A 26,356-nucleotide genomic window follows, 5' to 3' on the forward strand; every position below is an offset into this window, starting at 1 on the left:
AGGTATGCGCTTTCGCGCGTTGGTTGCTGTCGTGGGGGTGTTGCTTGCGGCAATGACTGTCAATGCTCTGGCTGCTTCTCAGGTGAAGAGTGTTCGCCTGTGGCGAGCGCCGGATAACACGCGACTGGTGTTCGACCTGTCTGGCCCGGTCCAGCACAGCGTCTTTACCCTCACGTCGCCTGATCGCCTGGTGATCGACATCAACGGCGCGACCCTGGCCGCGCCGTTGAAAGTCTCCACCGCCAATACCCCGATTACCGCGATGCGCTCGGCCCAGCGCACGCCCACCGACTTGCGCGTGGTGATCGACCTGAAAAAAGTCGTGACCCCGAAAAGCTTCTCCCTGGCGCCCAACGCCCAGTACGGCAACCGACTGGTGGTCGACCTGTTCGACAACGCCGCCGATGCCGCGCCGCCGCCCGCGCCAACCCCGAGCGTGGCCACGGTGCCGGCGGTGCCGGTCAACCCGTCGCAACCGCAGGTCAAGCTGCCACCACCGCCACCGGCCCCGGCCGGCAAGCGTGACATCATCGTAGTGATCGACGCCGGCCACGGCGGTGAAGACCCGGGCGCTTCCGGCTCACGCGGCCAGCATGAAAAAGACGTGGTGCTGGCCATCGCTCGCGAACTGCAGCGCCAGGTCAATGGCATGAAAGGCTATCGCGCCGAGCTGACCCGTACCGGCGACTACTTCATCCCCTTGCGCGGCCGTACCGAAATCGCCCGCAAGAAAGGCGCCGATCTGTTTGTGTCGATCCACGCCGACGCCGCACCGTCGACCGCAGCCTTTGGTGCCTCGGTGTTTGCCCTGTCGGATCGCGGTGCTACCTCCGAGACCGCGCGTTGGCTGGCTGACAGTGAAAACCGCTCCGACTTGATCGGCGGGGCCGGCAACGTGTCCCTCGATGACAAGGACAAAATGCTCGCCGGCGTGCTGCTCGACCTGTCGATGACCGCTTCGTTGACGTCCAGCTTGAACGTGGGCCAGAAGGTGCTGAGCAATATCGGCCGGGTCACCTCGCTGCACAAGCAGCGTGTGGAGCAGGCCGGGTTCATGGTGCTGAAATCGCCGGATATCCCATCGATCCTGGTGGAAACCGGGTTTATCTCCAATTCCAACGAAGCCTCGAAGCTGGCCAGTGCCAGTCACCAGCAGGCGCTGGCGCGTTCGATCAGCGCCGGTATCCGCCAGTTCTTCCAGCAGAACCCGCCGCCGGGCACTTACATCGCCTGGCTGCGTGATTCGGGGAAAATCGCCCAGGGCCCGCGTGACCATCGCGTGCAGCCAGGCGACACCCTGGCCATGCTGGCGGTACGTTTCCAGGTGTCCGCCGCTACCTTGCGCAGCGCAAATAACCTGAAGACGGATGAACTGAAGGTTGGCCAGGTGCTGACTATCCCTGGCACTGAATTGGCGGCGCAGTAATGAGTGAATCACTCCTGAACAGCGGATCGCGCATTGAACTGCTGAGCCCGCGCCTCGCCAACCAGATTGCGGCAGGCGAGGTGGTCGAGCGCCCCGCATCGGTGATCAAGGAACTGCTGGAAAACAGCATCGACTCCGGCGCCAAACGCATCGACGTCGATGTGGAGCAGGGCGGCGTCAAGCTGTTGCGCGTGCGCGACGATGGCAGCGGCATTTCCGCCGATGACCTGCCGCTGGCTCTGGCGCGTCACGCCACCAGCAAGATTCGCGACCTGGAAGACCTTGAACGGGTGATGAGCCTGGGGTTTCGCGGTGAGGCCCTGGCCTCCATTAGCTCCGTAGCCCGCCTGACTCTCACGTCCCGCACCCGCAGTGCCGAACAGGCCTGGCAAGTGGAAACCGAAGGCCGCGACATGGCGCCTCGGGTCCAGCCGGCGGCGCACCCAGTCGGGACGTCGGTGGAAGTGCGCGACCTGTTCTTCAACACCCCGGCGCGGCGCAAATTCCTCAAGGCCGAAAAGACCGAATTCGATCACCTGCAAGAAGTCATCAAGCGCCTGGCCCTGGCGCGCTTCGACGTGGCCTTCCACCTGCGCCACAACGGCAAGACCATCCTCAGCCTGCATGAGGCCAATGATGACGCCGCGCGAGCGCGCCGGGTGTCGGCGATTTGCGGCGCGGGCTTTTTAGAGCAAGCGCTGCCCATTGAAATCGAACGCAACGGCTTGCGGCTGTGGGGCTGGGTCGGGTTGCCGACGTTCTCCCGCAGCCAGGCGGACTTGCAGTACTTCTTTGTGAATGGCCGTGCGGTGCGCGACAAACTGGTGGCCCACGCGGTGCGCCAGGCGTATCGCGACGTGCTGTTCAACGGGCGCCACCCGACGTTTGTGCTGTTTTTCGAGGTCGACCCGTCGGTGGTGGACGTCAACGTGCACCCGACCAAACACGAAGTGCGCTTCCGCGACGGGCGCATGGTGCATGACTTCCTCTATGGCACCTTGCACCGCACCCTGGGCGATGTGCGCCCGGATGATCAGTTGTCAGCGCCAATTGTCACGGCGGTGGTTCGGCCCAGCGGCCCGGAAGCCGGCGAATTCGGCCCCCAGGGCGAAATGAGCCTGGCGGCCAACCTGCTGCAATCGCCGCAGCCGCAACCGTCGTATACCGCGCCAGGTTCTGGCTCCGGCTCGGGTTACCAGTACCAATACACCCCGCGCCCACAGTCGACGGTGCCCGTGGCCGAGGCCCAGGCGGCCTATCGCGAGTTTTTTGCGCCGCTGCCGGGGGCCGAGCCGGGGGCGCCTGTCGCCTTGCCGGAGGGCGGTGGAGATATTCCGCCGTTGGGTTACGCGCTGGCCCAGCTCAAGGGTATCTACATCCTGGCGGAAAACGCCCACGGCCTGGTGCTCGTGGATATGCACGCCGCCCACGAGCGGATCATGTACGAGCGCCTCAAGATTGCCATGGCCAGTGAAGGCCTCAGCGGCCAGCCACTGCTGGTGCCGGAGTCCTTGGCGGTCAGCCAGCGCGAGGCCGATTGTGCTGAAGAGCACCACAGTGTGTTCCAGAAGCTCGGCTTCGAATTGCAACGCCTGGGCCCGGAAACCCTGGCCATCCGCCAGATTCCCGCGCTGCTCAAACAGGCCGAGGCCAACCGCCTGGTCGCTGACGTGCTGGCGGACCTGATGGAATACGGCACCAGTGACCGTATCCAGGCGCACATCAACGAACTGCTCGGCACCATGGCCTGCCACGGCGCCATTCGCGCCAATCGACGCCTGGCCTTGCCGGAAATGAACGGCTTGCTGCGCGACATGGAAAATACCGAGCGCAGCGGGCAATGCAACCATGGCCGACCGACCTGGACCCAAATGGGCCTGGACGATCTGGACAAACTCTTCCTGCGCGGCCGTTGATGAGTGCCTTGCCCCCCGCGATCTTCCTGATGGGCCCCACGGCCGCCGGCAAGACCGACCTGGCCATCGAGCTGACCAAGGTGCTGCCGTGCGAGCTGATCAGTGTCGACTCTGCCCTGGTTTACCGGGACATGGACATCGGCACCGCCAAGCCCTCCAAGGCATTGCTGGCCCAGTATCCGCACCGCCTGATCGACATCATCGACCCGGCGCAGAGCTACTCGGCGGCGGATTTTCGCAACGACGCCCTGGCCGCCATGGCCGACATCACCGCGCGGGGCAATATTCCGCTGCTGGTGGGCGGCACAATGCTCTATTACAAGGCTTTGCAGGAAGGCCTGGCGGATATGCCGCCAGCCGACGCCCAGGTGCGCGCCGAGCTTGAGGAAGAGGCTGCACGTCTTGGCTGGCAAGCCCTGCACGACCAGTTGGCAGCCATCGACCCGGTGTCCGCCGCGCGTATTCACCCCAATGACCCCCAGCGCCTTTCGCGTGCGTTGGAAGTCTGGCGTGTGAGCGGGCAGACCATGACTGAACATCGGCTGAAACAAAGTGCGCAAAGTGCTGACGCAGGCGCATCTGGACAGTCACAATTGCCCTATACTGTGGCGAATCTGGCCATCGCTCCGGCAAATCGCCAGGTGCTGCATGAACGAATTGCACAAAGATTCACAATTATGTTGGAACAGGGGTTTGTGGACGAGGTCGTAGCTCTGCGTTCCAGAGGTGACCTGCATCCAGGGTTACCTTCGATACGTGCCGTAGGCTACCGCCAAGTCTGGGATCATCTGGATGGCAAGCTGACGTCAGCCGAAATGCAGGAGCGCGGCATCATTGCCACGCGCCAATTGGCGAAACGCCAGTTCACCTGGTTGCGCAGCTGGAGCGATTTGCACTGGCTGGACAGCCTGGACAGCGACAATCTGTCACGCGCCTTGAAATACTTGGGAACGGTCTCCATATTGAGCTGAGTCCTTGCAATTGCCGTCTATCCTTGGGGGTGTGACGGCCATAAGCTATCTATTTTCCGATTTTTTATTATTGATCCTTAAAGGAGTGCGGCACATGTCAAAAGGGCATTCGCTACAAGACCCTTACTTGAATACTTTACGTAAAGAGAAAGTGGGGGTTTCCATCTACCTGGTCAACGGTATCAAGCTGCAAGGCACGATCGAGTCGTTCGACCAGTTCGTGATCCTGCTGAAAAACACCGTCAGCCAGATGGTCTACAAGCACGCTATCTCGACAGTCGTCCCTGTTCGTCCAATCCGTCTGCCTAGCGCAGCTGGTGATGATGCAGTTGACGCTGAGCCAGGTAACGCCTGATAGGAGTCTCCTTTGTTCTTTGAGCGCCACGGTGGTGGTGAGCGAGTAATCCTCGTTCACTTGGATGGACAGGACCCTGAGGCGCGCGAAGATCCGCAGGAGTTTCAGGAGTTGGCAAATTCGGCCGGCGCCGAGACCGTTGCGTTTTTTAACGTACCGCGTCATCGGCCAACCGCCAAATTCCTGATAGGCAGCGGCAAGGTCGAGGAACTGCGCGACCTGGTCCACGCCGAAGAAGCCGATCTGGTGATCTTCAATCACGTCCTCACGCCCAGTCAGGAACGTAACCTCGAACGAGTCTTCGAGTGTCGCGTGATCGACCGTACCGGTCTGATTCTCGATATTTTTGCCCAGCGCGCCCGTACCCATGAAGGCAAGCTCCAGGTTGAACTGGCCCAGCTTGACCACATGAGCACCCGGCTGGTCCGCGGCTGGACTCACCTTGAGCGCCAGGGTGGCGGTATCGGCATGCGCGGCCCGGGTGAAACCCAGCTCGAAACCGACCGACGCCTGCTGCGGGTGCGCCTGCGCCAGATCAAGGGCCGTCTCGAGAAAGTCCGCAGCCAGCGCGAGCAATCGCGGCGCGGTCGTACTCGCGCGGATATCCCTACCGTGTCCCTGGTGGGCTATACCAACGCCGGCAAATCCACGCTCTTCAACAACGTGACGAAGTCGGACGTGTACGCGGCCGACCAACTGTTCGCCACCCTCGACCCGACCCTGCGCCGTCTGGACCTGGACGACCTGGGGCCGATTGTCCTGGCCGATACCGTGGGTTTCATTCGTCACTTGCCGCACAAGCTGGTCGAGGCATTTCGGTCTACGCTCGAAGAGTCGAGCAATTCCGACCTGCTGTTGCACGTGATCGATGCGGCCGAACCGGATCGCATGTTGCAGATTGAACAGGTAATGCTGGTGCTGGGCGAGATTGGTGCCCAGGACTTGCCGATCCTCGAGGTCTATAACAAACTCGATTTGCTTGAAGGCGTTGAGCCACAAATCCAGCGCGATGAGAACGGCAAGCCCCAGCGGGTCTGGTTGTCGGCGCGTGATGGCAGTGGTCTTGAGTTGCTTGAACAGGCCATTGCCGAGCTGCTCGGCGGCGATTTGTTCGTCGGCACCTTGCGCTTGCCCCAGCGTTTTGCTCGACTGCGTGCACAGTTTTTTGAGTTGGGCGCGGTACAGAAAGAAGAACACGACGAAGAAGGTGTCAGCTTGCTGGCCGTTCGATTGCCGCGCTCGGAGCTGAATCGGCTGGTCAGTCGTGAAGGCGTGGTACCGACGGAGTTCATCGAACAACACACTTTGCAATAAAAGCCTCCTAAAGCGGTTGTGCCGCAGTGGCAGGCATTCTGTAGCATTGGTCGGCGCGCCGTGGGTGCGTCTTTGCTTTATCAGATGGAGAGCGCTATGGCTTGGAATGAGCCGGGTGGCAACTCGAATAATCAGGATCCTTGGGGTGGTAAACGCCGCAATAATGGCGACCGCAAGGGGCCACCAGATCTCGACGAGGCCTTCCGAAAGCTGCAGGAAAGCCTGAATGGGTTGTTCGGTGGTGGAAAAAAACGTGGTGGTGACGACGGCGGTCGCACAAGCAAGGGCGGTGGCTATGGCCTGCTGGGCCTGGGTCTTGTCGTGCTGGCGGCCGTCTGGCTGTACAGCGCCGTTTACGTGGTGGACGAGCAGGAGCAGGCCGTGGTGCTGCGCTTCGGCAAGTACTACGAGACCGTCGGCCCGGGCTTGAACATCTATTTCCCGCCGATCGACAAGAAGTACATGGAGAACGTCACGCGTGAGCGTGCCTACACCAAGCAGGGCCAGATGCTGACCGAAGACGAGAACATCGTCGAAGTGCCGCTGACCGTGCAGTACAAGATCAGCAACCTGCAGGACTTCGTGCTGAACGTCGACCAGCCGGAAATCAGCCTGCAACACGCTACCGAAAGCGCACTGCGCCACGTCGTTGGTTCTACCGCGATGGACCAGGTGCTGACCGAAGGTCGTGAGTTGATGGCCAGCGAGATCAAGGAGCGCCTGCAACGGTTCCTCGATACCTATCGCACCGGTATCACCGTCACCCAGGTGAACGTACAGAGCGCAGCGGCACCGCGCGAAGTGCAGGAAGCCTTCGATGACGTGATCCGTGCCCGTGAAGACGAGCAGCGTTCGCGCAACCAGGCTGAAACCTACGCCAACGGCGTCGTGCCGGAAGCCCGTGGTCAGGCCCAGCGCATCCTCGAGGATGCCAACGGCTACCGCGACGAAGTGGTCTCCCGCGCCAAGGGTGAGGCGGACCGTTTCACCAAGCTGGTCGCCGAGTACCGCAAGGCGCCGGAAGTCACGCGTGAACGTCTGTACCTGGATACCATGCAGGAAGTCTTCAGCAACACCAGCAAGGTTCTCGTGACCGGCAGCAAAGGTGGGCAGAACAACCTGCTGTACCTGCCGCTGGACAAGATGATCGAAGGTGGTCGTAGCAGCACCAGCGCACCGTCCACCGGTTCCAATGCCGCTGCCAACGAAGCGAGCGCCCGTGCGGCCGCTGACTTGCTGCAACAGCAAACACGTACCAGGGAGAGTCGTTGATGAGCAATAAATCGCTGACCGCCCTGATTGTGGGCGTCGTCGTGGTCATCGCTGCCTGGAACTGCTTCTACATCGTGGCTCAGACCGAGCGTGCGGTGCTGCTGCAATTCGGTCGCGTGGTCCAGGCAGATGTCCAGCCGGGCCTGCATGTGAAAGTCCCCTACGTCAACCAGGTGCGCAAGTTCGACGCCCGCCTGATGACCCTGGATGCTCCGACACAGCGCTTCCTGACCCTGGAAAAGAAAGCCGTGATGGTTGACGCCTACGCCAAGTGGCGCGTCAAGGATGCCGAGCGCTTCTACACCGCGACCTCCGGCCTCAAGCAGATTGCTGACGAGCGCTTGTCGCGTCGTCTGGAATCGGGCCTGCGTGACCAATTTGGTAAGCGCACCCTGCACGAGGTGGTTTCCGGTGAGCGTGACGCGCTGATGGCTGACATCACGCGTTCGTTGAATTCGATGGCGGAAAAAGAGCTGGGTATCGAGGTTGTCGATGTCCGGGTCAAGGCCATCGACCTGCCGAAGGAAGTGAACCGCAGCGTGTTCGAGCGCATGAGCACCGAGCGTGAGCGTGAAGCCCGTGAGCACCGCGCCAAGGGTAACGAGCTGGCTGAAGGTATCCGTGCGGATGCCGACCGTCAGCGCCGTGTACTGCTGGCCGAAGCCTATCGCGAGTCTGAAGAGGCCCGTGGTGATGGCGATGCTCAAGCTGCGGCGATCTACGCCAAGGCCTACGGCCAGGACCAGGAGTTCTACGCGTTCTACCGTAGCCTGCGTGCCTACCGTGAAAGCTTCGCGAACAAAACCGACGTCATGGTGCTGGACCCAAGCAGCGACTTCTTCCGCTACCTGGAAAAGTCCAAGTAACCAGCCTGTGATTCTGTAGGTGTCATCTCCGTCGGGCGGCTAAAACGCCTGGCGGGGTGATCCTTTCGGAAAACGGGTGTATGATGCGGCAGCCGGGAAATTCCCGGCTTTTTTGCGTCTGCATGTTTGATTCGGCAGGCGTGACAGGTTTTTCGAGGAAAGTGCCCGACGAGGCCGTTTGCAGGCCATTCGTCACGTCGCTCTTGCGCGTGGTTTATGCAGGGGGCGGGTATTTTCTGCTTCACTCAAGGCTCGGCCGAGGGCTGGCCGCCCGGATCATAGGGGAATGGCGTAATGGCAACGGTAGACCGCTGGCTGCTGCCAGATGGCATCGAAGAAGTACTGCCACCAGAAGCTGCGCGCATTGAAGTAGCGCGTCGCCAGGTGTTGGATCTGTTCCAGAGCTGGGGTTACGAGTTTGTCGTGACCCCCCATATCGAGTACTTGGAATCGCTGCTGACCGGCGCGGGCCAGGACCTGGATCTGCGCACCTTCAAGGTCATCGACCCGCAATCGGGCCGGCAAATGGGTTTCCGTGCCGACATCACGCCGCAAGTGGCGCGCATCGATGCGCACACCCTGCGCCGTGAAGGTCCGAGCCGTCTGTGCTACGCAGGTAGCGTGCTGCATGCACAGCCGCGCGCGTTGTCGTCGTCCCGTAGCCCGATCCAGTTGGGCGCCGAGTTGTACGGCGATGCCAGCCCAAGCAGCGACGTCGAAGTGATCAGCTTGATGCTGGCCATGCTGCAACTGGCCGACGTGCCGGATGTCCACATGGACCTGGGTCATGTCGGTATCTACCGTGGCCTGGCCCGTGCGGCCGGTTTGTCTGGTGAAGTCGAACAACAGCTGTTCGATGCCCTGCAACGCAAGGCTATCGATGAAGTCATCGCCTTGACCGCTGGCGTGCCTGCCGATCTGGCCGACATGCTGCGCGCACTGGTGAACCTGTGTGGCGGCCGTGAAGTGCTGGTCGCTGCCCGTGAGCGCCTGGCCAATGCGCCGGCACCGGTCTTGGCTGCACTGGACGACGTGCTGGCGATTGCCGAGCAGTTGTCGGCGCGCTTCCCGGAGCTGCCGCTGTACTTTGACCTGGGTGAGTTGCGTGGCTACCACTACCACACCGGTGTGGTGTTTGCCGTATTTGTACCGGGTGTTGGCCAGGCCATCGCCCAAGGCGGTCGTTATGACGATATCGGCGCCGACTTCGGTCGTGCGCGTCCGGCCACCGGCTTTTCCACCGATTTGAAAACCCTGGTGACCCTGGGGCGTGCTGAGGTCGAGCTGCCGTCTGGTGGCATCTGGATGCCCGACAGTACGGACGCAGCACTCTGGCAGCAGGTTTGCCAGTTGCGCAGTGAGGGTCAGCGTGTTGTCCAGGCCTTGCCTGGCCAGCCATTGGCCGCCGCCCGTGAAGCGGACTGCGACCAGCAATTGATTCTGCAGAACGGGCTTTGGCAAGTATCGCCACTGGCTTCTTGAGTTTTCCTGCCGGCCATCGCCGGCACCAAGTTTGCGCGAATGAGGACAAGTGTTATGGGTAAGAATGTCGTAGTCCTGGGCACCCAATGGGGTGATGAGGGCAAAGGCAAGATCGTTGATCTGCTGACCGAACATGCTGCCGCCGTAGTGCGCTACCAAGGTGGCCACAACGCTGGCCACACCCTGGTCATCGATGGCGAAAAAACTGTCTTGCACCTGATCCCGTCGGGTGTACTGCGCGAAGGCGTGCAGTGCCTGATCGGCAACGGTGTGGTAGTTGCACCGGATGCCCTGCTGCGCGAGATCACCAAGCTGGAAGAGAAAGGCGTACCGGTGCGCGAGCGCCTGCGTATCAGCCCGTCCTGCCCGCTGATCCTGTCCTTCCACGTTGCGCTGGACCAGGCCCGTGAAAAGGCCCGTGGCGAGCTGAAGATCGGTACCACCGGTCGCGGCATCGGCCCGGCCTACGAAGACAAGGTCGCACGTCGTGGCCTGCGTGTGGGCGACCTGCTCAACATGCCGCGCTTCGAAGACAAGCTGCGTGAGCTGGTGGATTACCACAACTTCATGCTGGTGGGTTACTACAAAGAGCCCGCCATCGAGTTCGAAAAGACCCTGGCCGAGTGCAAGGAATACGCCGAGCTGCTCAAGCCGCTGATGCTGGACGTGACCGCTGAGCTGCACGACCTGCGTCGTGCTGGCAAAGACATCATGTTCGAAGGCGCCCAAGGCTCGCTGCTGGACATCGATCACGGCACCTACCCGTACGTGACCAGCTCCAACACGACTGCTGGTGGCGTTGCGACCGGTTCCGGCGTGGGCCCGATGTTCCTGGACTACATTCTGGGCATCACCAAGGCCTACACCACGCGCGTAGGTTCGGGTCCGTTCCCGACTGAGCTGTTCGACGAAGTCGGCGCTCACCTGGCCAAGCAAGGTCACGAATTCGGCGCGACCACCGGCCGTGCTCGTCGTTGTGGCTGGTTCGACGCCGTTATCCTGCGTCGCGCTATCGACGTGAACAGCATCTCGGGCATCTGCCTGACCAAGCTGGACGTACTCGACGGCCTGGAAACCATCAACATCTGCATCGGCTACAAAGATGCAGAAGGCAAGGACGTTGCTCCGACTGACGCTGACAGCTACGTGGGCCTGCAGCCTGTGTACGAAGAAGTGCCGGGCTGGTCCGAATCGACCGTGGGCGCCAAGACCCTGGAAGAGCTGCCAGCCAATGCTCGTGCCTACATCAAGCGAGTTGAAGAGCTGATCGGTGCGCCGATTGACATTATTTCGACAGGTCCGGACCGCAACGAAACCATCGTTCTGCGTCACCCGTTCGCTTAATAAGCTGTTGATGTAAAAAGCAAAGGGCTCCCTCGGGAGCCCTTTGTCGTTTCTGCGGCCTGGGCGGCACGACCCTTGCTTTGCTTCTCTCTTTCGCGGTGCTATCAAATTAATGGCACCCGTGGTGGAGGGATTCTCAGATGTCTGCCGTTCTCTCATTGTTACAAAGCCGTCTGTTGCGGCCGGTGTTCGTTACCCTAGGTATCGCTCTTTTGGTGCAAGTGCTGGTGGCGGTTGCCCTAACACGTAGCACGGTCTCGGCGCTGGAAGCCGATTTAGGCAATCGACTGAGTGTCGACAGCCAGAAGCTGTCTGGCGAACTGGCGCAGGCGGGCAAGGAAGTCACGTCTAGCCTGGAGAGCCTGTCTACCAGTACGCGTCAGCGTCTGACGGCAGGGCTTTCGACCCGCCTGCAGGAAGAGCAGAAGCAACTGCGTGCGACCCTGGAAAAAGACCTGCAGGACTCCGCCAATGATATGGCGCAACTGCTGGCCTCGGTGGCGCCCCGTGCCATGTGGGACAGCGACGTGCCGACGCTGTCGGAGTTCGCCCGGCGTGCCCAGCGCAATCCCAACGTGTTGTTCGTGGTCTATGACGACGCCGCGGGCGAGCATCTGACCCGCTACCTGAACCGGGAAAACCCGATCAACCAGGCATTGCTGGCAAAAGGCGCGGGTGAGCGTGCGCTGGATAAAGTACTCGACGCGGCTAAGAGCGACCCTTCTGTCTACTACGTCGAAGCGTCCATCAGCCCCAATGGGGTCGAGATCGGCAAGGTGCGCATGGGGGTTTCGACCGCGTCGGTTGAGGCTGACCTGCAGGCGCTCGACAAGCGCTTCGCGGCGCTGATCGCCAGCGGTGATCAGTTGGTCGGCGATAGCCTCAAAGGCGCGGCGGCCGACAGTGCTGCCGCCATGGGCGCCCGCCTGCAATCCGCGCAGGCGACGGCCACCCAGATGACGGCCAACACCACCAGCGCCGTCCAGGACGCTGCTGGCACGTTGCGCTGGCGCATCGGCATGGGGCTCGCGCTGGTCGGCTTGGGCGTATTGCTGTTGATCGCCATCGTGCTGGGCCGCCGTGTGGTCAACCGTCTGAAGTTGCTGATCGCAGCCATGGACGACCTGGCGGCAGGCGAGGGCGACCTCACCAAGCGCGTGCAGATCAGCAGCAAGGACGAAATTGGCGACATGGCCTCGGCGGTCAATCGCTTTGTGGATAAGTTGCAGCCGATCGTGCGCGAGGCGGGCGATGTGGCCCAGCGTACCGGCGTGGAAATTGGTGCCATGACCTTGCGCAATGCCGGTGCTGACGCAGCAGCCGGTTTGCAGCGCGATGAAGTGGCCGAAAGCCTGCGCGCACTCTCGCAAATGGCCGACGAGGCGCAGGCCGAAAGCCATGCGATGCAGGCGGCGTTGCAGCAGGTGGTGGACATCCGTCAGGCCACGGATGAGAACTCGCGCACTTCAGCCGAAGTCGGCAGCCTGATCGAAGCGTTGGCAGGCCAGGTGCAGGCAGGGTCCCAGGTGATTGAACGCCTGGCCCAGCAAAGCGAGCAGATCGAGGTGGTGTTGACCGTCATTCATGGCATCGCCGAGCAAACCAACCTGCTGGCACTCAATGCGGCAATCGAAGCGGCCCGTGCCGGCGAGACCGGGCGCGGCTTTGCCGTGGTGGCGGACGAAGTGCGGGCGCTGGCGAGCAAGACCCAAAGCTCCACCGGTGATATCCAGGCGCATATCGTGGCGTTGCAGCAAGGCGCGCGCGAAGCAGTGGAAACCATCGGCAAGGCTGGGCGCCAGGCTAACGAAGGTTTGCTGGTGCTGCGCGACAGCGTGCGTTTGCAGCAGACGGTGCAGGCCTCGGTGGAGCAGGTGCATGCGGCGATTGGCTTGGCCACGCGTGCGGCTGAGCATCAGGCCCAGGGCGCCCATGCGGTGCGTGGTCGCGTTGAAGTGATCCACGCTCAGGCTGAGCGTGCTGCGCAGGCGGTGGTGGAGACGACGGCCAGTGGCAAGGTGCTGGATGGGTTGGCGGCGCAATTGAAGGCAAGCCTGGGGCAGTTCCGGGCCTAGCATCGCCTGTTCCGGCGTCATCGCGGGCAAGCCCGGCTCCCACCTTGGAATGCATTCCAAGTGTGGGACTCGGGCTTGCCCGCGATAGCGCTCTCAGCGGCTCAGATACATCCGGGTCGTCAGCAGGTACACCGGCAACCCCGACACCAGAATCAACAACGCCGCATAGGGCGCCGCCGCCGCAAATTCCACATTCGAAGTGTGCGCCCACACCGCCGTCGCCAAGGTATTCAACCCCGTCGGGCTGAGCAGCAGCGTCGCCGTCAATTCCTTCATCGCATCCAGGAACACCAGCGCAAACGCCGCGCCCAACGCTGGGAAGATGATCGGCAGCGTCACCCGGCAAAACGCGCTGAACGATGAAGCGCCGAGCGTGCGCGCGGCTTCTTCCAGTTGCGGGGCGGCCTTGTTCAAGGCGGTGCGAATCGGCGCCTGGGCCAATGGCAGAAACAACAGCGCATAAGCAATCAACAGCAATGCCGAAGTCTGGTACAGCGCCGGCACGTAGTGCAGCGCGAAGTACACCAGGGTCAGCGCAATCACCAAGCCGGGCAGCGCATGCAGCAGGTACGGCAAGCGTTCAGCCCAAATCGCCAGTTGGCCTTTGTAGCGCACCACCAATAGCCCCACCGGTACCGCCAGCACCAGGCACAGTGCGGCGCCGCCCAGCGAAAGTGCCAGGGAAGACAGCAACGCCTCACCGATCTCGGCCACCGGAAACGCAGCCGACGAACCGACTGCCAGCCAATACCCGAGCATGCCCAGCGGAATGCCGCTGCCGATGATCGCCAATGCCAGGCAATACACCTGGCCCAGTGGCGCCCACTTGCCCAGTCGAACCTGCTCGGCATGCCGCGCCGCGCCCTGGCCGATTCGCACATGCCGGCCCTTGCCGCGTACGCGCAGCTCCAGCCACAGCAGCGTCAGGCACATCACCAGCAGCACCGCCGACAGCATCGCGGCATTCGCGTTGCTGAATTCCAGTTCGAATTGCTGGTAGATCGCGGTGGTAAATGTCTGCAACCCGATGATCGACAGTGCGCCGAATTCCACCAGCATGTGCAGCGCGATCAACAGTGCGCCGGCCAGCAGCGACGGCCACAGCAGAGGCAAAGTGATGCGAAAGAATACGCCCCACCGGTTCAGTCCCAAGGTGCGGGCGGATTCTTCCAGGGAGGGATCAAGATTGCGCAATGTTGCCGCCACCGGCAAAAACACCAGCGGGTACTTGGACAGGCTCATCACCAGGATCGCCCCGCCCAGCCCTTCGAAGTTGGCGCTCAGGGACACCCAGGTGAAGCTGCTGACAAATGCCGGCACCGCAAACGGGAGGCACAGGATCACGCCCCAGATGCGCCGCCCCGGCAGATTACTGCGTTCCAGCAGCCAGGCCAGGGACAAGCCAATCACGCCACACGCCACCGTCACCCCGACCATCAGCGCCAAGGTGTTGCGCAGCAGCCCGAACACATACGGCCGCCAAAGCAGGTGCACCGCCTCCGCCCAGCCAGCTTGCCAGGCTTTGAGCCCGACATAGACCAGTGGCAGCAGGCTCAAGCCCACCAGGAACACTACGGGCAGCAACAGCCAGATCGAAGGGCGCTTGCGCCTGGGGCGCAAGCCCCCACGCAAGGCGGGGGCGGGTAGCGATGGGTTCATCAGTTCAAGCCAACGTCACGTTCCAGGTCCAGGGCTTCTTCGGCATTGCCCAGGTCCGCTGGGGTGACTTTCGGCGGTTGCAGCTCGCTGAAAGGCTTCAGGCCGCGGTTCGATTCCATACCCTTGCGCAGCGGGTATTCGGCCGAGGTGTTGGTGATCACGCGCTGGCCTTCTTCACTGGCCATGAATGCGAGCAATTGCTGGGCTTCCTTGGGATGCTTGCTGGATTTCAGCGCCGCAGCCGAAGACACCGTGATCAAGCCGCCGGCGTCGCCATTGGTGAAGTAGTGCAGTTGGGAATCCAGGTTGGTCTTTTCTTTCTTCAAGGCGAACCAGTAGTAGTTGTTCACCAATACGGTGGCCACTTCGCCGTTTTCGACGGCTTTCAGCGCAACCATGTTGTTGCTGTACACCTTGCCGAAGGCGCGCAGGCCGGTCAGCCATTCTTCAGCCGCTTCGCGACCGTGCAGCTTGATGATCGCCACGGCCTGTTCCTGGAATGCGCCGCTGGTCGGCACGAAGCCGACCTTGCCTTGCCACTCGGGGCCGGCGAAATCCAGTACCGATTTCGGCAGGTCTTTTTCAGCAATCAGCTTCGGGTTGAAGGCGACGACGCGGGTGCGTGCGGTCACGCCCATCCAGTCGCCATTGGCACCCACGTAATCCTTGGGCAATACGTCGAGGGTGCTGGCGTCGATCTTGGCCAGCAGGCCTTGCTCGCCGAGTTTGTTCAGCGGGGGCGATTCTTCGGTGTAGATCACGTCGGCAGGGGAGCGGTCACCTTCTTCGACAACCTGGCTGGCCAGCTGGTTGCTGCTGCCTTTGCGCACGTTGACGTGAATGCCGGTCTTGGCCTCAAAGGCCTTGGCGAGTTCATCGCCGACTTCTTTGTGTTGGCCGTTGTACAAGGTCAGGGACACCTTGTCGGCGGAATAGGCGCTGGGTGAAAGCAGGGTCAGGCCGAGCAGAGTGATGGTCAGGCCACGCAGAAGGGATGTCTTGAGACGGGTATCGCGGATCATCATCCGGGGTGTTCCTCACTTGAGTGCAACAAATCATTGCAAGGATAAACGATAAAACTTCTCAAGTGCGGTGCAGGGGGGAAATTGCTGGCGGAGTTTTTAAACGCCAGAAACGAAAAAACCCGCTTTCGCGGGTTTGATCTGAATTTGGTGCCCAGGAGAAGACTCGAACTTCCACGACCTTGCGATCACCAGCACCTGAAGCTGGCGTGTCTACCAATTTCACCACCTGGGCATTATCAGCAGCGCTTGCGCTGTTGATGGAACGAACTATACGGAGGGCTTTTTGATCTGTAAACCCCTGATTCGAAAAAATAAATCAAGTTTTCCGTTAAAAATCAAAGGCCTGAAACGAAAAAACCCGCTTTCGCGGGTTTAATCTGAATTTGGTGCCCAGGAGAAGACTCGAACTTCCACGACCTTGCGATCACCAGCACCTGAAGCTGGCGTGTCTACCAATTTCACCACCTGGGCATTATCCGACAACGTTGCCGTCGTCGATGGCGCGCACTATACGGAGGCGATTTTAAGCTGTAAAGCCCTGCTATGAAAAAAGCCTGGAAAATTTCGCCAATGGTCGTGCAAGGTGCGCGCAGGGGGGCTGCAAAGGGCTTTTAAAAGCTTGTTGACGTCTGAAATTTCCCGTTTCAATACGCGTATGCCAAACTAACCCGCATATAGACAAGGTGAAAACTCTCTAATGGCCGATTGGCAGTCCCTCGATCCCGAGGCCGCTCGTGAAGCGGAAAAATATGAAAACCCTATTCCTAGCCGCGAACTGATCCTGGCGCATCTCGCCGATCGGGGTTCGCCTGCTAGCCGCGAGCAGTTGGTTGAAGAATTCGGTCTGACCACCGAAGACCAGCTCGAAGCCCTGCGCCGCCGCCTGCGCGCCATGGAGCGCGACGCACAACTGATCTACACCCGCCGCGGCACCTATGCGCCCGTGGACAAGCTCGACCTGATCCTCGGCCGCATCGCCGGCCACCGTGACGGCTTCGGCTTCCTGATCCCGGACGACGGCAGTGACGACCTGTTCATGAGCCCGGCGCAAATGCGCCTGGTGTTCGATGGCGACCGTGCCCTGGCCCGTGTTTCCGGCCTGGACCGTCGTGGTCGCCGTGAAGGCGTGATCGTCGAAGTGGTGTCCCGTGGTCACGAGACCATCGTGGGTCGCTACTTCGAAGAAGGTGGCATCGGTTTTGTGGTTCCGGATAACCCCAAGGTGCAGCAGGAAGTGCTGATCACCCCGGGCCGCAACGCCAACGCCAAGGTCGGTCAGTTCGTCGAGGTGAAAATCACCCACTGGCCAACCCCGCGGTTCCAGCCGCAGGGCGATGTGATCGAAGTGGTCGGCAACTACATGGCGCCGGGCATGGAAATCGATGTTGCGCTACGCACCTATGACATTCCTCACGTATGGCCTGAAGCCGTCGTGAAAGAAGCGCGCAAGCTCAAGCCTGAAGTCGAGGAGAAGGACAAGGAGAAGCGCATCGACCTGCGCCATCTGCCGTTCGTCACCATCGACGGCGAAGACGCCCGCGACTTCGACGATGCCGTCTACTGCGAAGCCAAGCCGGGCAAGCTGCGCCTGTTCTCCGGCGGCTGGAAGTTGTTCGTGGCAATTGCCGACGTCTCCAGCTACGTGAAGATCGGTTCGGCCCTGGACAACGAAGCCCAGGTGCGTGGCAACTCGGTGTACTTCCCGGAGCGCGTGATCCCGATGCTGCCGGAAGAGCTGTCCAACGGCCTGTGCTCGCTGAACCCGAAAGTCGACCGTTTGGCCATGGTGTGCGAGATGACTATCTCGAAAACCGGCGAAATGACCGATTACCAGTTCTACGAAGCGGTGATCCACTCCCAGGCCCGCCTGACCTACAACAAGGTCAGCACCATCCTGGAACAGCCGAAAACCAGCGAAGCCAAAGCCTTGCGCGGCGAGTACGGCCATGTCGTGCCGCACCTCAAGCAGCTTTACGCGCTGTACAAGGTGTTGTTGGGTGCTCGTCACGTGCGTGGCGCGATCGATTTTGAAACGCAGGAAACCCGGATTGTCTTCGGTTCCGAACGCAAGATCGCCGCGATCACCCCAACAACGCGCAACGACGCGCACAAGCTGATCGAGGAGTGCATGCTGGCGGCCAACGTGGCCACGGCTGAATTCCTGAAGAAGCACGAGATCCCTGCGCTATACCGTGTGCACGACGGCCCGCCGCCGGAGCGCCTGGAAAAATTGCGCGCCTTCCTCGGCGAGCTCGGTTTGTCCCTGCACAAGGGCAAGGACGGCCCGACGCCGAAGGACTACCAGGCTCTGCTGGCCAGCATCAAGGATCGTCCGGATTACCATGTGATCCAGACCGTCATGCTGCGTTCCCTGAGCCAAGCTGTGTACAGCGCCGACAACCAAGGCCACTTCGGTCTGAATTACGAGGCGTACACCCACTTCACCTCGCCGATCCGCCGTTACCCGGACCTGCTCACGCACCGTGCAATCCGCAGCGTGATCCACTCCAAGCAGAACACTCCGCACGTCAAGCGCGCCGGTGCCATGACCATTCCGAAGGCACGGATCTATCCGTACGACGAAGCGGCCCTGGAGCAGTTGGGCGAGCAATGCTCCATGAGCGAGCGCCGTGCCGACGAAGCCACCCGCGACGTGGTGAACTGGCTCAAGTGCGAGTTCATGAAAGATCGCGTAGGCGAGTCGTTCCCGGGTGTGATCACTGCCGTGACCGGCTTTGGTCTGTTTGTGGAACTGACCGACATCTATGTCGAAGGCTTGGTGCACGTTACCGCCTTGCCGGGTGACTATTACCACTTCGACCCTGTGCATCACCGCCTGGCGGGCGAGCGCACCGGTCGCAGCTTCCGTCTGGGTGACACCGTGGAAGTGCAGGTCATGCGCGTCGACCTCGACGAGCGCAAGATCGACTTCGGCATGCCAGATAAACCCGCTGAAGCGCCGGGCAGTCGTAAAAAACGCGGCAGCGAAAGCGCAGCGCCGGCCTCGAAGGGCAAAGGTGCGCCTGCGAAAGCAGCTGCCGCCGAGCCTGCACCGGCCAAGGCCGGTCGCCGTTCGTCGGCCAAGGACAAGGCCCCTGAGGCTTACCGCCCAAGCGACGCCGCGGCAAAAAACGCCGAGCTGCGCAAGAGCCGCGAGTTGAAGCAGCAGTTGCTCAACGAAGCCAAAAGCGGTGGTAAAGCGGCGTCTGGGGGAAAGTCCCACGGGGCGGAAAAGCCGTCGAGCAAGCCAAGTAAACACCGTAAAGGCCCGCCCAAAGCGGGTTCGGCCCCCGCCAAAAGCGGCGGGTCGCGCAAACCTAAGGCCAAGTCATGAGTCTGGAAAAAATCTACGGCGTCCACGCCGTAGAAGCACTGCTGCGTCATCACCCCAAGCGCGTCAAGCAAGTGTGGCTGGCCGAAGGCCGCAGCGAGCCGCGCGTGCAAGCGCTGGTCGAACTGGCCACCCAAAACAAGGTTGCCATCGGCCAGGCCGAGCGTCGTGAAATGGACGTGTGGGTCGAGGGCGTCCACCAGGGCGTGGTCGCCGACGTAAGCCCGAGCCAGGTCTGGGGCGAGGCGATGCTCGATGAGCTGCTCGATCGCACCGAAGGCGCGCCGCTGCTGCTGGTGCTGGACGGCGTGACCGACCCGCATAACCTGGGCGCGTGCCTGCGTTCGGCGGATGCTGCCGGTGCGCTGGCGGTGATCGTGCCCAAGGACAAGTCGGCCACCCTGACGCCGGTCGTGCGTAAAGTCGCCTGTGGCGCGGCGGAAGTGATTCCGTTGGTGGCCGTGACCAACCTCGCGCGCACCCTGGAAAAACTCCAGCAGCGCGGCCTGTGGGTCGTGGGCACGGCAGGGGAGGCGGAGGTCAGCATTTATGACCAGGACCTCACCGGCCCGACCATCCTGATCATGGGCGCCGAAGGCAAAGGCATGCGCCGCCTGACCCGTGAACATTGCGATTACCTCGTGCACCTGCCGATGGCTGGTAGCGTCAGCAGCCTCAACGTGTCGGTCGCAACGGGCGTCTGCCTGTTCGAAGCCCAGCGCCAGCGTGGCGCCAAAAAGGCTGTGAAGAAGGGCTGATAACAACGCAGTACTCTGTGGGAGCCGGGCTTGCCCGCGATGACGGTGTACCAGTCAACAGAGATGTTGCCAGTACCGCCGCCATCGCAGGCAAGCCAGCTCCCACAGTTGTTTGGTGTCTATGCGGCGGCTGCGCTGTTCAAATAATCACCAATCACCTTGCACGCTTCCTCCCCCTTCTCTACAATTGCGCCCCTTGCCTTCCTGGCAGGCACCGATGTGCCTCCCTGCGGCAAGATCCATAAGTGTCATTCACTCCTTGTCTGACCGTTTTTGAGCGGCAGGCTACAACCCGTAAGGAGCATTCATGCGTCATTACGAAATCATCTTTTTGGTCCACCCGGATCAAAGCGAGCAAGTCGGCGGCATGGTTGAGCGTTACACCAAGCTGATCGAAGAAGACGGCGGCAAAATCCACCGTCTGGAAGATTGGGGCCGTCGTCAACTGGCCTACGCAATCAACAATGTTCACAAGGCTCACTACGTGATGCTGAACGTTGAGTGCACTGGCAAGGCCCTGGCCGAGCTGGAAGACAACTTCCGCTACAACGATGCAGTGATCCGTAACCTGGTCATCCGTCGCGAAGAAGCCGTTACCGGCCAATCCGAGATGCTCAAGGCTGAAGAAAACCGCAGTGAGCGCCGTGAGCGTCGCGACCGTCCTGAGCACGAAGGCGCTGATAGCGCTGATAGTGATGACAGCGACAACAGCGATAACGCTGACGAGTAATCCACGGACCTTTTAAGGAGCCTATCAAATGGCACGTTTCTTCCGTCGTCGTAAATTCTGCCGCTTCACCGCTGAAGACGTGAAAGAGATCGATTACAAAGATCTCAACACTCTGAAAGCCTACGTATCCGAGACCGGCAAAATCGTTCCAAGCCGTATCACCGGTACCAAAGCACGTTATCAGCGTCAGCTGGCCACCGCTATCAAGCGCGCCCGCTTCCTGGCCCTGCTGGCCTACACCGACAGCCACGGCCGCTGAGACCGGGCAGTCGACAAGTAGTAAGGGATTGAATGCATGCGCGCCTTAGCTGAGTTCATCATGCGCGGTCGCGTGCAGGCCACTCTGGTAGTGGCTGGATGTGCAGCATTGCCGTTGTTGTATTGGTTGGGTGCTGCCGCTGGATGCCTTGTGCTCCTGCGGCGCGGTTTGCAGGATGCCGTTGGTGTCCTGGCCCTGGGAGTGCTGGCCGCCTTGATCTGGTGGCTGCAACTGGGCGAACCCAAGGTGCTTCTGGTGCTGCTGGGGTCGTCGAGCCTTGCGTTGGTTTTGCGCGCAAGTGAGTCCTGGGTCCGCACGCTGCTGGTCAGCGTGGCATTGGGGTTGGTGTTTTCGGTGTTGATTGACGCGGCTTTCCGCCCGCAGATCGAGGCGCTGTCGCAAGAGATCGTCAAGATCCTGCCGATGGCCCTCGGGGAACTCTACCAGCAGCTGTCGGTAGAAGAGCGAGCGCGACTGGCAACACTGATTGCACCGGCCCTGATCGGCCTGATGGCGGTAATGATGCAGATCGTCAGTTTGCTGAGCCTGATGCTTGGGCGATATTGGCAGGCGTTGTTGTACAACCCGGGTGGTTTTGGTCGCGAGTTTCGCAGTATCAGAATCCCCGTGGGCCCGGCGATGTTGCTGCTGGCACTCATGGTGGTCGGACCGTACTTCGGTTCACATGCCACCTTGCTGATGCTGTTTTGCAGCGTACCGCTGGTGTTTTCCGGACTGGCCCTGATTCACGGGCTGGTCGCGCAGAAGCGCCTGGCCAGGTTCTGGCTGGTGGGGATGTACGTAACGATGCTGGTGTTCATGCAGCTGATCTATCCGTTACTCGTGGTTTTGGCCATTGTCGACGGCCTGATTGATTTTCGCGGTCGTCTGGCGCCGAAAGACGCCGATAACGCGAACGGTGAAGGTTAAAAGTTAGAGGATTTTCACATGCAACTGATCCTTCTGGAAAAAGTCGCCAACCTGGGCAACCTGGGCGACAAAGTGAACGTTAAGGCCGGCTACGGTCGTAACTACCTGCTGCCATACGGCAAAGCCACCGCTGCAACCGCTGCCAACCTGGCTGCGTTTGAAGAGCGTCGTGCTGAGCTGGAAAAAGCAGCAGCAGACAAAAAAGCTTCGGCCGAAACTCGTGCTGCCCAACTGGCTGAGCTGGAAGTGACTATCACTGCCACCGCCGGTGACGAAGGCAAGCTGTTCGGTTCGATCGGCACCCACGACATCGCTGATGCACTGACCGCCTCCGGCGTTGAAGTGCAGAAGAGCGAAGTTCGTCTGCCGAACGGCACCATCCGCAACGTAGGCGAATTCGACGTAGCCGTGCACCTGCACGCCGAAGTTGAAGCCACCGTACGCGTTGTCGTGGTAGCAGCTTAAGCAGCACCTAACTGACTGGCACCCCGCGTGCCAGCCAGTTAACATCGGGCACGATCCTGTTTACAGGTCGTGCCTTTTGTTTTTCTACACACCCCTAATTTCAAGTGGCCATGAACGATATTTCAGCTCCTGAGCAATACGATCTGCAAACCGCTGCCCTGAAGGTGCCGCCGCATTCCATCGAGGCCGAACAGGCCGTGCTCGGTGGTTTGATGCTGGACAACAACGCCTGGGAACGCGTGCTGGATCAAGTCTCGGACGGTGACTTCTATCGCCATGACCACCGCCTGATCTTTCGCGCCATCGCCAAGTTGGCCGACCAGAACTCGCCGATCGACGTGGTGACGCTGGCCGAGCAGCTAGACAAGGAAGGCCAGACCTCCCAGGTCGGCGGCCTCGGCTACCTGGGCGAGTTGGCAAAAAACACGCCGTCCGTCGCCAACATCAAGGCCTATGCCCAGATCGTTCGCCAGCGGGCCACGTTGCGCCAATTGATCGGCATCAGCACCGAGATCGCCGACAGCGCCTTCAACCCCGAAGGGCGCACGGCCGAAGAAATCCTCGATGAGGCCGAACGCCAGATCTTCCAGATCGCCGAGGCGCGGCCTAAAACCGGCGGCCCGGTAGGCGTCAACGAGCTGTTGACCAAGGCTATCGACCGTATCGACACGCTGTTCAACACCGATGCGGCCATCACCGGTATTTCCACCGGTTATGCCGATCTGGACGAGAAGACCAGCGGCCTGCAGCCCTCCGACTTGATCATCGTCGCCGGCCGTCCATCCATGGGTAAAACCACCTTTGCGATGAACCTGGTGGAAAACGCCGTGCTGCGCAGCGACAAGACGGTGCTGGTGTACTCCCTGGAGATGCCAGGTGAATCGCTGATCATGCGGATGCTCTCGTCCCTGGGGCGTATCGACCAGACCAAGGTGCGTTCCGGCCAGCTGGAAGACGACGACTGGCCGCGCCTGACCTCGGCCGTCAACCTGCTCAACGACCGCAAGCTGTTCATCGATGACACCGCGGGTATCAGCCCCTCGGAAATGCGTGCACGTACCCGTCGCCTGGCGCGTGAGCACGGCGACATCGCGCTGATCATGATCGACTACCTGCAGTTGATGCAGATCCCCGGCTCCAGTGGCGACAGCCGTACCAACGAGATTTCCGAGATTTCCCGGTCTCTCAAGGCCCTGGCCAAGGAATTCAACTGCCCGGTAGTGGCCCTGTCCCAGCTCAACCGCTCCCTGGAGCAACGTCCCAACAAGCGCCCGGTGAACTCCGACTTGCGGGAATCCGGAGCGATCGAGCAGGATGCTGACGTGATCATGTTCGTGTACCGCGACGAGGTGTATCACCCCGAAACCGAGCACAAAGGTATTGCCGAGATCATTATCGGCAAGCAGCGGAACGGCCCGATCGGGTTTATCCGCCTGGCGTTTATCGGCAAGTACACGCGCTTCGAAAACCTTGCGCCGGGCAGCTACAACTTCGACGACGACGAGTAAGTCCCAGCGCCTGTAAGGGCCTCATCGCAGGCAAGCCAGCCCCCACACTGATGTGTGAATACATTCAAGTGTGGGAGCTGGCTTGCCTGCGATGGCGTCATCACAATTCCGACCATTACCGTCGGAATTGGTCAAAATTTGTGCTATATTCCGCGCCCGCGATTTTTCATCTCAACACCGGTCACCGTCATGCAAACAGCCAAGCCGTTATTTGACTATCCCAAGTACTGGGCCGAATGTTTCGGTCCAGCGCCATTCCTGCCGATGAGCAGGGAGGAGATGGATCAGCTTGGCTGGGATTCCTGCGACATCATCATCGTCACCGGTGATGCCTATGTAGACCACCCGTCATTCGGCATGGCGATCATCGGCCGGCTGCTGGAGTCCCAGGGCTTTCGCGTCGGGATCATTGCGCAGCCGAACTGGCAATCCAAAGACGACTTCATGAAGCTCGGCGAGCCGAACCTGTTCTTCGGTGTCGCGGCCGGCAACATGGACTCAATGATCAACCGCTACACCGCCGACAAGAAAATCCGTTCCGACGACGCCTACACGCCTGGCGGCATGGCCGGCAAACGCCCGGACCGCGCGAGCCTGGTGTACAGCCAGCGTTGCAAGGAAGCCTACAAGAACGTGCCGATCGTACTCGGCGGCATCGAGGCGTCCCTGCGCCGCATCGCCCACTACGACTACTGGCAGGACCGCGTGCGCAACTCGATCCTGATCGACGCCACCGCCGATATCCTGCTGTATGGCAACGCCGAGCGCGCCATCGTCGAAGTGGCCCAGCGCCTGTCGTGGGGCCACAAGATCGAAGACATCACCGATGTGCGCGGCACCGCGTTCATCCGTCGTGATACGCCGGTGGGCTGGTATGAAGTGGACTCCACGCGTATCGACCGTCCGGGCAAGATCGACAAGATCATCAACCCGTACGTGAATACCCAGGACACCCAAGCCTGCGCTATCGAGCAGGAAAAGGGGCCGCAGGACGATCCGGAAGAAGCCAAGGTCGTGCAGATCCTGGCCAGCCCGAAGATGACCCGCGACAAGACCGTGATCCGCCTGCCTTCGGTAGAGAAGGTCCGTGGCGACGCGGTGCTTTACGCCCACGCCAACCGTGTGTTGCACCTGGAGACCAACCCAGGCAACGCCCGCGCGCTGGTGCAGAAGCACGGTGAAGTGGACGTGTGGTTCAACCCGCCGCCCATTCCGATGACCACCGAAGAAATGGACTACGTGTTCGGCATGCCTTACGCCCGTGTCCCGCACCCGGCGTATGGCAAGGAAAAGATCCCGGCCTACGACATGATCCGTTTCTCGGTGAACATCATGCGTGGCTGCTTCGGCGGCTGCACCTTCTGCTCGATCACCGAGCACGAAGGCCGCATCATCCAGAACCGTTCCGAAGAGTCGATCATTCGCGAGATCGAAGAGATCCGCGACAAGGTCCCGGGCTTTACCGGCGTGATCTCCGACCTCGGCGGCCCGACCGCGAACATGTACCGCATCGCCTGCAAGAGCCCGGAGATCGAATCCGCGTGCCGCAAGCCGTCGTGCGTGTTCCCTGGCATCTGCCCGAACCTGAACACCGACCACTCGTCGCTGATCCAGCTGTACCGCAGCGCCCGTGCGTTGCCGGGTGTGAAGAAGATCCTGATCGCTTCCGGCCTGCGCTATGACCTGGCCGTCGAATCGCCGGAATACGTCAAGGAGCTGGTGACCCACCACGTCGGTGGCTACCTCAAGATCGCCCCGGAACACACCGAGGAAGGTCCGCTCAACCAGATGATGAAGCCGGGCATTGGCAGCTATGACAAGTTCAAGCGCATGTTCGAGAAGTACACCAAGGAAGCGGGCAAGGAGCAGTACCTGATTCCTTACTTCATCGCCGCCCACCCCGGCACCACCGATGAAGACATGATGAACCTGGCCCTGTGGCTCAAGGGCAACGGCTTCCGCGCCGACCAGGTGCAGGCGTTCTACCCGTCGCCGATGGCCACCGCCACCGCAATGTACCACTCGGGCAAGAACCCGCTGCGCAAGGTCACCTACAAGAGCGACGCGGTGACCATCGTCAAGAGCGAAGAGCAGCGCCGTCTGCACAAGGCCTTCCTGCGTTACCACGACCCGAAGGGCTGGCCGATGCTGCGTGAAGCCTTGACCCGCATGGGCCGTGCCGACCTGATCGGGCCGGGCAAAGACCAGTTGATCCCGCTGCACCAGCCGAGCACCGACAGCTACCAGAGCGCGCGTCGCAAGAACTCGACGCCGGCCGGCAGCCACAAGGTCGCCAAGGAAACCACCACGAAGATTCTCACCCAGCACACCGGGCTGCCGCCGCGTGGCAGCGACGGCAGCAACCCGTGGGACAAGCGTGAGCAAGCCAAGGCCGCGGCCCAGGCGCGCAACAAGCAGGCCGCCAAGGAACGCGCCGATGCGGCCAAGGGCAAGGGCGGCAAGCCTGCGCGCAAGCCGGTAGTGCCGCGTTGATCGAAGCCTGAATATGTAAAACGCCAGCCGTGTGCTGGCGTTTTGCTTTCTATTCGGTGGCGAGCCTGTTTGTTAAGGTGGCGACCATTAAATCGCCATCGCAGGCAAGCCAGCTCCCACAGTTGACCGGGTTCACAAATCAAAATTGTGTCAGCCCGATCAAGTGTGGGAGCCGGG

At 61.1% G+C, this 26,356-nt stretch carries 20 protein-coding genes and 2 tRNA genes; 18 read left to right on the forward strand and 4 right to left on the reverse strand.

Annotated elements, in window-relative coordinates; all coding sequences use genetic code 11:
- The first annotated feature begins 4 nt into the window (after positions 1 to 4).
- From KHP07_RS21575 to KHP07_RS21620, 10 genes are all read left to right on the forward strand, one after another.
- Positions 5 to 1,426, forward strand: coding sequence for an N-acetylmuramoyl-L-alanine amidase (locus KHP07_RS21575; protein WP_078046600.1), 1,422 nt, complete (start codon positions 5 to 7; stop codon positions 1,424 to 1,426).
- Positions 1,426 to 3,342 (forward strand): DNA mismatch repair endonuclease MutL, encoded by a 1,917-nt coding sequence (mutL, locus tag KHP07_RS21580; protein ID WP_099493507.1) that lies wholly within the window; start codon positions 1,426 to 1,428, stop codon positions 3,340 to 3,342. Before KHP07_RS21575 ends, mutL begins: the two co-directional genes overlap by 1 nt.
- Positions 3,342 to 4,313, forward strand: coding sequence for a tRNA (adenosine(37)-N6)-dimethylallyltransferase MiaA (miaA, locus tag KHP07_RS21585; RefSeq protein ID WP_099493506.1), 972 nt, complete (start codon positions 3,342 to 3,344; stop codon positions 4,311 to 4,313). The genes mutL and miaA overlap by 1 nt, the downstream gene beginning before the upstream one ends.
- 94 nt (positions 4,314 to 4,407) lie before the next feature.
- On the forward strand, positions 4,408 to 4,668 hold the full coding sequence (gene hfq / locus KHP07_RS21590) for an RNA chaperone Hfq (RefSeq protein ID WP_028615514.1): 261 nt from the start codon (positions 4,408 to 4,410) through the stop codon (positions 4,666 to 4,668).
- A gap of 12 nt (positions 4,669 to 4,680) precedes the next feature.
- Entirely contained in the window at positions 4,681 to 5,982 is a 1,302-nt protein-coding gene (hflX, locus tag KHP07_RS21595) for a ribosome rescue GTPase HflX (protein ID WP_016976905.1), read from the forward strand.
- Between the two features lie 96 nt (positions 5,983 to 6,078).
- Positions 6,079 to 7,254 carry an FtsH protease activity modulator HflK gene (gene hflK, locus KHP07_RS21600; protein WP_028615515.1) on the forward strand — a complete coding sequence of 392 codons (1,176 nt, stop codon included), beginning with the start codon at positions 6,079 to 6,081 and terminating at the stop codon, positions 7,252 to 7,254.
- Positions 7,254 to 8,120 (forward strand): protease modulator HflC, encoded by an 867-nt coding sequence (hflC, locus tag KHP07_RS21605; RefSeq protein WP_078046603.1) that lies wholly within the window; start codon positions 7,254 to 7,256, stop codon positions 8,118 to 8,120. The genes hflK and hflC overlap by 1 nt, the downstream gene beginning before the upstream one ends.
- A 294-nt stretch (positions 8,121 to 8,414) precedes the next feature.
- Positions 8,415 to 9,602 carry an ATP phosphoribosyltransferase regulatory subunit gene (locus tag KHP07_RS21610; protein WP_034105702.1) on the forward strand — a complete coding sequence of 396 codons (1,188 nt, stop codon included), beginning with the start codon at positions 8,415 to 8,417 and terminating at the stop codon, positions 9,600 to 9,602.
- Positions 9,603 to 9,656: 54 nt separating this feature from the next.
- Positions 9,657 to 10,946 (forward strand): adenylosuccinate synthase, encoded by a 1,290-nt coding sequence (locus KHP07_RS21615; protein WP_078046604.1) that lies wholly within the window; start codon positions 9,657 to 9,659, stop codon positions 10,944 to 10,946.
- 140 nt (positions 10,947 to 11,086) lie between these two features.
- Positions 11,087 to 13,021, forward strand: coding sequence for a methyl-accepting chemotaxis protein (locus KHP07_RS21620; protein WP_078046605.1), 1,935 nt, complete (start codon positions 11,087 to 11,089; stop codon positions 13,019 to 13,021).
- A gap of 93 nt (positions 13,022 to 13,114) precedes the next feature.
- Here KHP07_RS21620 and KHP07_RS21625 read toward each other — a convergent pair whose 3' ends face one another.
- From KHP07_RS21625 to KHP07_RS21640, 4 genes are all read right to left on the reverse strand, one after another.
- The gene (locus tag KHP07_RS21625) at positions 13,115 to 14,680 is read right to left on the reverse strand and encodes an ABC transporter permease (protein WP_214498003.1); all 1,566 of its coding nucleotides are present in this window, start codon (positions 14,678 to 14,680) and stop codon (positions 13,115 to 13,117) included.
- Complete coding sequence (locus tag KHP07_RS21630) at positions 14,680 to 15,705, reverse strand: iron ABC transporter substrate-binding protein (protein WP_214498004.1); 1,026 nt, start codon at positions 15,703 to 15,705, stop codon at positions 14,680 to 14,682. Before KHP07_RS21630 ends, KHP07_RS21625 begins: the two co-directional genes overlap by 1 nt.
- 145 nt (positions 15,706 to 15,850) lie before the next feature.
- A tRNA-Leu gene (locus KHP07_RS21635) sits at positions 15,851 to 15,937 on the reverse strand.
- 152 nt (positions 15,938 to 16,089) lie between these two features.
- Positions 16,090 to 16,176 (reverse strand) — tRNA-Leu (locus tag KHP07_RS21640).
- Positions 16,177 to 16,402: 226 nt separating this feature from the next.
- On the opposite strand from KHP07_RS21640, the gene rnr reads away from it, so the two are divergent.
- From rnr to KHP07_RS21680, 8 genes are all read left to right on the forward strand, one after another.
- Positions 16,403 to 19,039 carry a ribonuclease R gene (gene rnr, locus KHP07_RS21645; protein ID WP_078046608.1) on the forward strand — a complete coding sequence of 879 codons (2,637 nt, stop codon included), beginning with the start codon at positions 16,403 to 16,405 and terminating at the stop codon, positions 19,037 to 19,039.
- On the forward strand, positions 19,036 to 19,794 hold the full coding sequence (rlmB, locus tag KHP07_RS21650) for a 23S rRNA (guanosine(2251)-2'-O)-methyltransferase RlmB (protein ID WP_078046609.1): 759 nt from the start codon (positions 19,036 to 19,038) through the stop codon (positions 19,792 to 19,794). Before rnr ends, rlmB begins: the two co-directional genes overlap by 4 nt.
- 307 nt (positions 19,795 to 20,101) lie before the next feature.
- Entirely contained in the window at positions 20,102 to 20,524 is a 423-nt protein-coding gene (gene rpsF / locus KHP07_RS21655; RefSeq protein WP_003236224.1) for a 30S ribosomal protein S6, read from the forward strand.
- 28 nt (positions 20,525 to 20,552) lie between these two features.
- Positions 20,553 to 20,783, forward strand: coding sequence for a 30S ribosomal protein S18 (gene rpsR / locus KHP07_RS21660; RefSeq protein ID WP_002551829.1), 231 nt, complete (start codon positions 20,553 to 20,555; stop codon positions 20,781 to 20,783).
- A 36-nt stretch (positions 20,784 to 20,819) separates the two neighbouring features.
- Positions 20,820 to 21,713, forward strand: coding sequence for a YybS family protein (locus KHP07_RS21665; protein ID WP_078046610.1), 894 nt, complete (start codon positions 20,820 to 20,822; stop codon positions 21,711 to 21,713).
- Positions 21,714 to 21,731: 18 nt separating this feature from the next.
- The gene (gene rplI, locus KHP07_RS21670) at positions 21,732 to 22,178 is read left to right on the forward strand and encodes a 50S ribosomal protein L9 (protein ID WP_003171376.1); all 447 of its coding nucleotides are present in this window, start codon (positions 21,732 to 21,734) and stop codon (positions 22,176 to 22,178) included.
- A gap of 110 nt (positions 22,179 to 22,288) precedes the next feature.
- Positions 22,289 to 23,686 carry a replicative DNA helicase gene (gene dnaB, locus KHP07_RS21675; RefSeq protein WP_025857358.1) on the forward strand — a complete coding sequence of 466 codons (1,398 nt, stop codon included), beginning with the start codon at positions 22,289 to 22,291 and terminating at the stop codon, positions 23,684 to 23,686.
- A gap of 189 nt (positions 23,687 to 23,875) precedes the next feature.
- Entirely contained in the window at positions 23,876 to 26,179 is a 2,304-nt protein-coding gene (locus tag KHP07_RS21680; protein WP_078046611.1) for a YgiQ family radical SAM protein, read from the forward strand.
- Positions 26,180 to 26,356: the final 177 nt, after the last annotated feature.

This window comes from Pseudomonas sp. VS40, assembly GCF_018587885.1.
Taxonomy (GTDB): Bacteria; Pseudomonadota; Gammaproteobacteria; order Pseudomonadales; family Pseudomonadaceae; genus Aquipseudomonas; species Aquipseudomonas pergaminensis.